Annotated in this window: 7 protein-coding genes; 1 reads left to right on the top strand and 6 read right to left on the bottom strand. The window is 68.4% G+C overall.

Annotation, left to right across the window (positions count from 1 at the left end; translation table 11 throughout):
• Positions 1-449: 449 nt before the first annotated feature.
• Both ACVOJ1_RS13905 and ACVOJ1_RS13900 read right to left on the bottom strand, forming a co-directional pair.
• On the bottom strand, positions 450-884 hold the full coding sequence (locus ACVOJ1_RS13905) for an SseB family protein (protein ID WP_005411035.1): 435 nt from the start codon (positions 882-884) through the stop codon (positions 450-452).
• 106 nt (positions 885-990) lie between these two features.
• Entirely contained in the window at positions 991-2,034 is a 1,044-nt protein-coding gene (locus ACVOJ1_RS13900) for a S41 family peptidase (RefSeq protein ID WP_197571821.1), read from the bottom strand.
• Between the two features lie 448 nt (positions 2,035-2,482).
• On the opposite strand from ACVOJ1_RS13900, the gene ACVOJ1_RS13895 reads away from it, so the two are divergent.
• Entirely contained in the window at positions 2,483-2,920 is a 438-nt protein-coding gene (locus tag ACVOJ1_RS13895; protein WP_197571822.1) for a hypothetical protein, read from the top strand.
• Between the two features lie 48 nt (positions 2,921-2,968).
• Here the strand turns inward: ACVOJ1_RS13895 and ACVOJ1_RS13890 are convergent, their stop codons facing one another.
• Genes ACVOJ1_RS13890 through ACVOJ1_RS13875 form a run of 4 tightly spaced genes read right to left on the bottom strand, consistent with a single transcriptional unit; the run spans position 2,969 to position 7,287 of the window.
• Complete coding sequence (locus tag ACVOJ1_RS13890) at positions 2,969-4,036, bottom strand: acyltransferase family protein (RefSeq protein ID WP_193396478.1); 1,068 nt, start codon at positions 4,034-4,036, stop codon at positions 2,969-2,971.
• Entirely contained in the window at positions 4,036-5,184 is a 1,149-nt protein-coding gene (gene nagA, locus ACVOJ1_RS13885) for an N-acetylglucosamine-6-phosphate deacetylase (RefSeq protein ID WP_111186185.1), read from the bottom strand. The genes ACVOJ1_RS13890 and nagA overlap by 1 nt, the downstream gene beginning before the upstream one ends.
• Positions 5,184-6,212: an SIS domain-containing protein gene (locus tag ACVOJ1_RS13880; RefSeq protein ID WP_053519280.1), complete on the bottom strand. Its 1,029-nt coding sequence runs from the start codon at positions 6,210-6,212 to the stop codon at positions 5,184-5,186. The genes nagA and ACVOJ1_RS13880 overlap by 1 nt, the downstream gene beginning before the upstream one ends.
• 7 nt (positions 6,213-6,219) lie before the next feature.
• Positions 6,220-7,287, bottom strand: coding sequence for a LacI family DNA-binding transcriptional regulator (locus ACVOJ1_RS13875; protein ID WP_049466708.1), 1,068 nt, complete (start codon positions 7,285-7,287; stop codon positions 6,220-6,222).
• Positions 7,288-7,322: the final 35 nt, after the last annotated feature.

Below are 7,322 nucleotides of genomic sequence, written 5' to 3'. Positions count from 1 at the left end.
CAGCGGGCCCAGCGGCAGGCCCGCATCCAGCGACAGCGCCGTGATCGTCCACTGGAAACCGATGCCGTCGATCTGTTCGACGCCATCCAGCGTTTCGGCCACCAGCACGTCAGTGCCGCAGGGGGTGTGCAACCTGAGAAAGCGATCGTCGCTTCGCGGCGCTGCAAGCGCCGCGAGCAACGTCGCATGACGGAGGTGATGCGGAAGTCCTTCCATGAGCAACGCGCGTCCGGCTTGAAACGGGCCAGACTGTTCGGCTGCAGGGCACAGAAGAAAGAGTCAAAGACGACAACGCAGACATGCCAGCGCCGAGACTCACGCACAGCAATGCCAATTCTCTGTCGATGAAAACCTCAAAGTGATCGTCGAATCACTTCTCAGCGGCAAACCCGGTCCTTATGCGACACCACATGTGAGCGCATCCGGATCTACCACCGGCATCGGTGTGGTCAGTGCGCCATGCCCCGCGTGATCGCAGCAGCGCGCTGCTTCAACTGCGCCACGGCATCGGGAATCATCTCCATGCCCACGTCCAGGCCGGGGTTCAGCACCAGGCCGACACCGTCGCCGATTCCGGCCAGCAGCGCATGCACCGCGATCGGCATGGCATGCGCGAACTGCGGCAGCTGTTCGTGCCACAGGCCGGCACGCTCGGGGGCGGTGAACACCGCGAACATCGGCTCGCCACTCTCGCTGGTCAGCACCAGGGGCGAGATGCTCTCGTCCCATGCGCCGTCTTCGCCGATGGCCTTGTCCAGCAGCACGAACGCCGTCGAGGTCAGCAGCCCATCGAGGAACTGCGACGCGGTCAGCGTGCCATCCTGGGCCTGCAGCAGGCGCACCTCGAGGTCGTTGAGGGGTTCGAACGGGGTGTCGTGGTCCATGGTCGCTTCCGCTACGTGATTGCAGGAGAGACTTTAACAGGCCGAGCCCTCGAGCGATGAACCGGTGTAAGCGGCGCCTCCCACGGCTCGCTTTCCTGCGTGCAGATCAACGCCCCGAGCAGGCGGGCTGGGCCAGCAGCCAGTCCTGCGCGGCCTGCAGACCGGACGCTCCGGGGGCGGTGGGCTGATCCGGCTGCAGCTGGCGACCGTCACCCTGCCCCTGGCGGTCGGTCATGACATTCACGGTCAGCAGCAGCATGCTGCCATCCACCAGGGGCACGGGTTGATTGCCGGTGGAATAGCCTGCACTGGGCTGGCCGAAGCTGCGGCTGCCGGGCTGGCCGCGGAAGGCCAGCGCCACGGCCTCGCCCGAACTGGCAGTACGGGGGCCGAACACCACCGCGACCGGTGCGGGACCGCCGCGCAGCGCATAGGCCGCCTGGCGCGAGCGAAGCCGCGAATTCGCGCCATCCAGGACCTCTCCGTCGCGTTGTCGCCACGGCCGTTGCCCTTCGGCGCTGCGGAAGCCGCCGATCACGGCCCCTTCCTTATCCGGGGTGCCCTGCAACAACGGCAGCAGTCCCAGCAGCATGGGCCACATGTTGCCGCCGCCATTGCCGGACAGATCGACCACCCAGCCGCACCGCGTGCCGTCATCCAGGGTCACGATGCGGTGCTGCAGCGCCAGCGCGTAGGTTCTGCGAGCGTCATACCGTGCCTGCTCGCCCGCCTGAGGATCGTCCAGGAATGGGCTCACCCGCAGCACACCGACGCGCGCATCGGCCTGCCACGGCATTGGCGATGCCGCATCCTGGCCGGCCTTCAAGCGTTGCGCACGCCCGGAACGCTGGCGTTGCAGGCTGGGCGGAATCCAGCGGCCATGGCCGCCCGTGCTGCGGGTCGCGGCGTCATCCAGCAACCGGCGCCGGTCGGCATCGTCGGTTGCGGCGGCCAGCGTCGCACGTACACCGGCCCAATCGACACGGTCGCGATACAGCGCGCGTGCCTCCAGCAGCTGCAGCATCTGCACCTGCGCCTCCGGTGAGGGCAGTTCAACCGCGGATGCCGAGGCCGTTGCGGCCATCGTCTGCGCAGCCCAAAGCACGACCACCGTCGCACCCGCGCGCCGCACTCCGTTGCAGATCTGCATACGACGTTCCTTGCCGTTGAGTCAGGCGCCCAGCATAGCGGGTTGATGATCGGCACGGCCATCGCGCAGGTTGTCGTATCTGACCTGGCTGGCAGCGCAGGCATTGCGCGATGCCGACACGGCGCTCCGTTCACGCGACAGATGGGCGATACGGACACACACATTGCAACTTTGCCCATGTCATCGCGCTGTGGACCGCGCGACGGTGGCATCTGCCAGCGCCCCTGTGCTGGCCGGGATTGGCGTCCCGAATGAAGCTTCTCAACGGCGGGCCTGCGACAACATCGCGGGCCCGAATAGTGCACCCTCCGTCGTTCTGCGGCGGGCGGTGCGTGGGGATCTCCGGATCCGCCGGCTTTTTCTCCGTTGAAAAGCTTCACCGGCACGCCAACCCGCACCGCCCGCCACCCTGCGCCCCGCAGGTGGCCTTGCCTGTGAGGTTGCCACCATGACCCTGCCCCATCCCACCCATCCCCGCCTGCACGCGCTGCTGGGCGACGCCCTGCCTGGGCTGCGGCTGCCCGCCGCTGCCGCCGACATCCTGGAAGATGCGCTGGCCGCAGCCCACGAGAACGTGCCGCAGCCTGCATTCTTCGCCCGGTTACGCAGCATCGCGCGCGGCGACGGTGCCAACGGCCAACCTCGGCCCGAAACGCGGATCACGGAAGCGAGGGCGCGTGACCTGGCCGGCGCTACGCGCTGCCTGGCCGCAGTGTCTTCCTGCGCAGGACTGCTGCTGGCCGCGCAGGCGGCGCGGGAGATGGACGATGCCCGAGCGCACTGCCCGCCGCAGGTGGAAGAAGGGCTGCTGCACGCGGTACAGGTGCTGGCCGATCACGCGGGGGCGCTGGTGGAGCCCGCACCGGCAGTCCCCGGCCAGCAATGAGCCGAGCTGGCCCTGCTCCACCGCAGGTGCGTCCATACCCCGGCGCTGTCAGATCTTGAGATAGATCCTGCGCCGGTCCAGCCACCACGCGACGCCCCACCACAGGGTGACGAAGGCCAGGGCCTGCAGCATCGACGCCAGCTCCAGCGCACCCGGCATCGCCGCCGCCAGCTGCTGCCAGACCCAGCCCCAGGCGCCGGTTGCCAACAATGCCACCGACATCACCGAGGCCCCCAGGTACGCGGTGATCGCGTTGACGCCGAAACGACGGCCCCACGCGGGCCAGCCCTTCTGGTCGATCAGCACATGCGCCAGCCACAGGGCCAGCGCCGCAAGACCTCCGGTCCACAGCACGTAGCTGGGCGTCCACAGCTGCTTGTTCAACGGCAGCACAATGGCAAGCAGCAGGCCCAGCACTGCCGTTGCGGCGCCCAATCCTGCCAGCGCCACAGCGCGACCTCTGCGCAGCAGTGCGCCGGCCAGCAGGCCCAGGGTGGTGCTGGCCAGCGCGCCCAGCGTGCTCAGCAGCCCTTCCGGGTCATGCCCAAGCCCGGTATCGGCGTGCCACTGGTAGATCCACGGGGCGAACAGCGCGGTATCCAGACGGCTGGCCGGATTGGTCCATGGCGCCAGATCACCGAGGCCGAGCAGCAGCACGGTATAGCCCACCAGCAGCCCGACAAGCACCCCGGCCTGCACGTGCAGCCGCGCATACACCGCCAGCAGGCCAACCAGCGCCGCACACACCGCGATGCGTTGCAGCACGCCCCAGATGCGGAAGTGATGCGTATCCAGCGCCCACCAGATCAGCAGATGCAACAACGCCCCGGCTACCAGGATGCGCAACGCGCGCTCCAGCACGCCACGCGCCAGTGTGGGTCGCTTCGAAGCATCGAGCGCGCGCGGTGCCACGCTGAAGGCCATCGACACGCCCACCAGGAACAGGAAGAACGGGAACACCAGATCGGTGGGCGTGCAGCCATGCCAGTCCGAATGACGCAGCGGTGCGAACACCGCACTCCAGTCGCCCGGGTTGTTGACCAGCAGCATCGCCGCCACGGTGATGCCGCGCAGGGCATCGATCGAGCCCAGGCGCGCTGACGGCGCAGCACTCATCAGGCGGCCTCGTACTGTCCGGCAATCCAGGTGCCCCGCACCTGCAGGGCATCGTCCAGCAGCACCAGGTCGGCCTGGTAACCTTCGGCGATGTGGCCCAGCCGGTCGTCCACATTGAGGAACTGCGCCGGATAGGTCGAGGCCATGCGTGCCGCTTCGGCAAGCGGCTGGCCGAGCATCTGCACGGTGTTGCGCACGGCCGTGGCCATGTCCAGTGCCGAGCCGGCCAGCGCGCCAGCCGCGTTGCGCACCACCCCATCGACGGCAGTGATGGTCTCGCCATACAGCACATAGCTGGGATCATCGGCGCCGACCGGCGGCATCGCATCGGTCACCAGCAGCAGGCGACCGCGTGGCTTGGCCGCCAGCGCTACCCGCAGGCTGGCCGGATGCACGTGCACGCCGTCGACGATGATGCCGATCCAGCTGTCGCGATCTTCCAGCGCGGCACCCACCGCACCCGGCTCCCGGCCCTGCAGCGGCGACATCGCGTTGTACAGATGGGTGAAGCCGCGCACACCGGCATCCAGGCCGGCGCGGATCTCTTCGTACGTTCCAGCGGTATGTCCAGCCGCGACGATCACCCCGCGCTCCACCAGCGCGCGGATCGACTCCAGCGGTACCCGTTCCGGCGCAAGGGTGAGCAGGGTCACGCCATTGTCCAGCGAGGCGGCCAGCGCGATCTCCTCCGCATCGGGCACGCGGAACTTGCTGGCGTCGTGGGTCCCCTTCCGTGCCGGGGCGATGTACGGCCCTTCCAGATGGATGCCGATGACACCGGGTACGCCTTGAGCGATGGCTTCGCGCAAGGCGGCGATCGCCTCGCGCATCACCGCCACGTCATCACTGATCAGCGTCGGCAGCATCGCGGTGGTGCCGAAACGGCGGTGCGCCTGCGCGATGGTGCGCAGGGCCGCCACGTCCGGCGTGTTGTTGAACAGCGCGCCGCCACCGCCATTGACCTGCACATCGATGAAACCCGGCAGCAGCCAGCCGCCGCCGAGATCGACCTGCTCGGCCGCCTGGCCCACCTGCGGCGCGGCATCGGGGAGCAGCGCGCTGATCTTCCCGTCCTCGATGAGCACTGCCAGGTCATCGCGGAAATCATCCCCGACCAGGATGCGGGCATTGCGCAGCACGGTTGCCATCACACGGTCTCCGTGACCTTGTTCAGATGCGGCGGCAGGTCCGGGTTGAACCCGCGGCGCAGCGCCAGCGCATTGATCGCACGGTAGAAACTCTGCACGGTGAGCAGCGGAGCGCACAACGGATGCGGCGCGGCAGCCACCGGCAGGTTGCCTGCGGCGCCGGCCATCCATACCTGCGCACCACGCGCTGAGAACTCCTCCACCACGGCACGTGTGCCCGCGCCGGTCTCATCGGGCTGGGCGAAAGCCAGCACCGGGAAACCGCGGCCGACCAGCGCCATCGGGCCATGCTTGACCTCGGCCGAGCTGTAGGCCTCGGCGTGCAGGCTGCAGGTTTCCTTGAATTTCAGCGCCGCTTCCTGCGCGGCGCCAAGCCCAAGCCCACGCCCGAGCACGAACAGGTTGGTGGCGTCCACCAGGCCATCGGCCAGCGCCGTCCAATCGCACTGCCATGCCTCGCGCAACGCATCCGGCAGCAGCTCCAGCGCAGCGCGCAGGCCACTGTCCTGCTTCCAGTACGTGGCCAGCTGCAGCAGTGCCGCAAGCGACGCCAGGTAGCTCTTGGTCGCGGCCACGCTCTTCTCCGGGCCCGCATGCAGCGGAATCACCGTGTCGGCCAGCTGCGCCAACGGCGAATCCTCGACATTGACCAGTGCGACCACGCGCGCGCCGGCGGCCTTGGCCGCTTCGGCATTGCGCAGCAGATCCGGACTCTTGCCCGACTGCGAGATGACGATGAACAGTGCACCGCGCAGCTGCAGCGGCGCGGCATACACCGAGCCCACAGACGGCGAGGCGGAGGCGACCACCAGGCCCAGCTGGGTTTCCAGCAGGTACTTGCCGTAGGTGGCGGCATGATCGGAGCTGCCGCGCGCGCAGGTGACCACGAACGGGGGTGGCGCGGCGCGCAGGCTGGCAGCCAGCGTCTCCATCGTGGCGTGGTTGCGCGAGAACTGGCGGGCGACGACGTCGGCCGCTTCAGCGGCTTCGGCGAACATCAGGGTGGAGGTGGGGTCGGACAGCGACATGGCGGGCTCAGGCAGGATCGGAAGGGAGTGGGCGGGCGCCGGCGGGACGCATCGGCGCAGTCGACCCGCGCACTACCAGCTGCGGCACGAAGCCCTGGTTGTGCAGCGGTGCAGGCGCGTCGTCATAGGCATCGCTGCGCAGCTGCGCGATCAGCAGGCGCGCGGCGTGGCGTGCGATGTCCTCGGTGGCCTGCTTGGCGGTGGTCAACGGCGGCCAGGACTGGCGCGAGAACGGGCTGTCCTCGAAGCCGGCAATGGACAGGTCGTAGGGCACGTTCATCCCCGCCGATTTGGCAGCGGCCAGCACGCCCGCAGCGATTTCATCGTTGGAACCGAAGATGGCGGTGGGCGGTTCGCGCAGCGCCAGCAGGCGGCGCGCGCCCCGGAAACCGTCGTCGAAGGTGTAGTCGCCCTGCACCACAAGATGCTTGTCCACGGTCATGCCGTAGTCCTTCAGCGCCGCTTCGTAGCCGGCATAGCGTTCGCCGGAAGAGCGGTGCGAGCTGCCACCCCACAGGAAGCCGATGCGCTGATGGCCCAGCTGGATCAGATGCTCGGTGATCTCATAGGCCGCTTCGCGGTCGTCGACGAACACGCAGGCTCCGTCCGCCGGGTCCTCGGTCGCCGCGATGATGCGCACCAGCTTGATGCCACGTGCGGTCAGCGCCTGCACCAGATCGCGGCGCTCGGACATCGGTGCGGTCAGCACCAGGCCGGCCAGGCGCGAGCGCTGTACCCAGTCGGCCAGTTCATCGGCCAACAGGGGCGAGCTCGAGTCGCAGGGATGGATCTGCAGGCCGAAGCCGGTCTCCCGGCACGCGGCCAGCACGCCGTTCTGCACGCCGATGATGTGGTACGGGTTGGGGTTGTCGTAGACCAGCCCGATCACGAAAGTGGTCCCGCTGCGCAGGTTGCGCGCGGACGGATCGGGCTCGTAGTCGAGCTCGGCGATCGCCCGCAGCACCCGTGCGCGGGTGGCCTGCATCACGGAGGGCTCGTTGTTGATCACCCGCGAGACGGTCTTCAGAGAGACCTTGGCCTTCTCCGCGACGTCCTTGATGGTCGCTCTGCGCATGGGTTTTCCCTGGGGTTGGCTGCCGTCCATCATCG

The organism is Stenotrophomonas sp. STEN225 (assembly GCF_056756445.1).
Note: the sequence above shows the minus strand (reverse complement) of the source record. Positions and strands in the feature narration are given on the sequence as shown.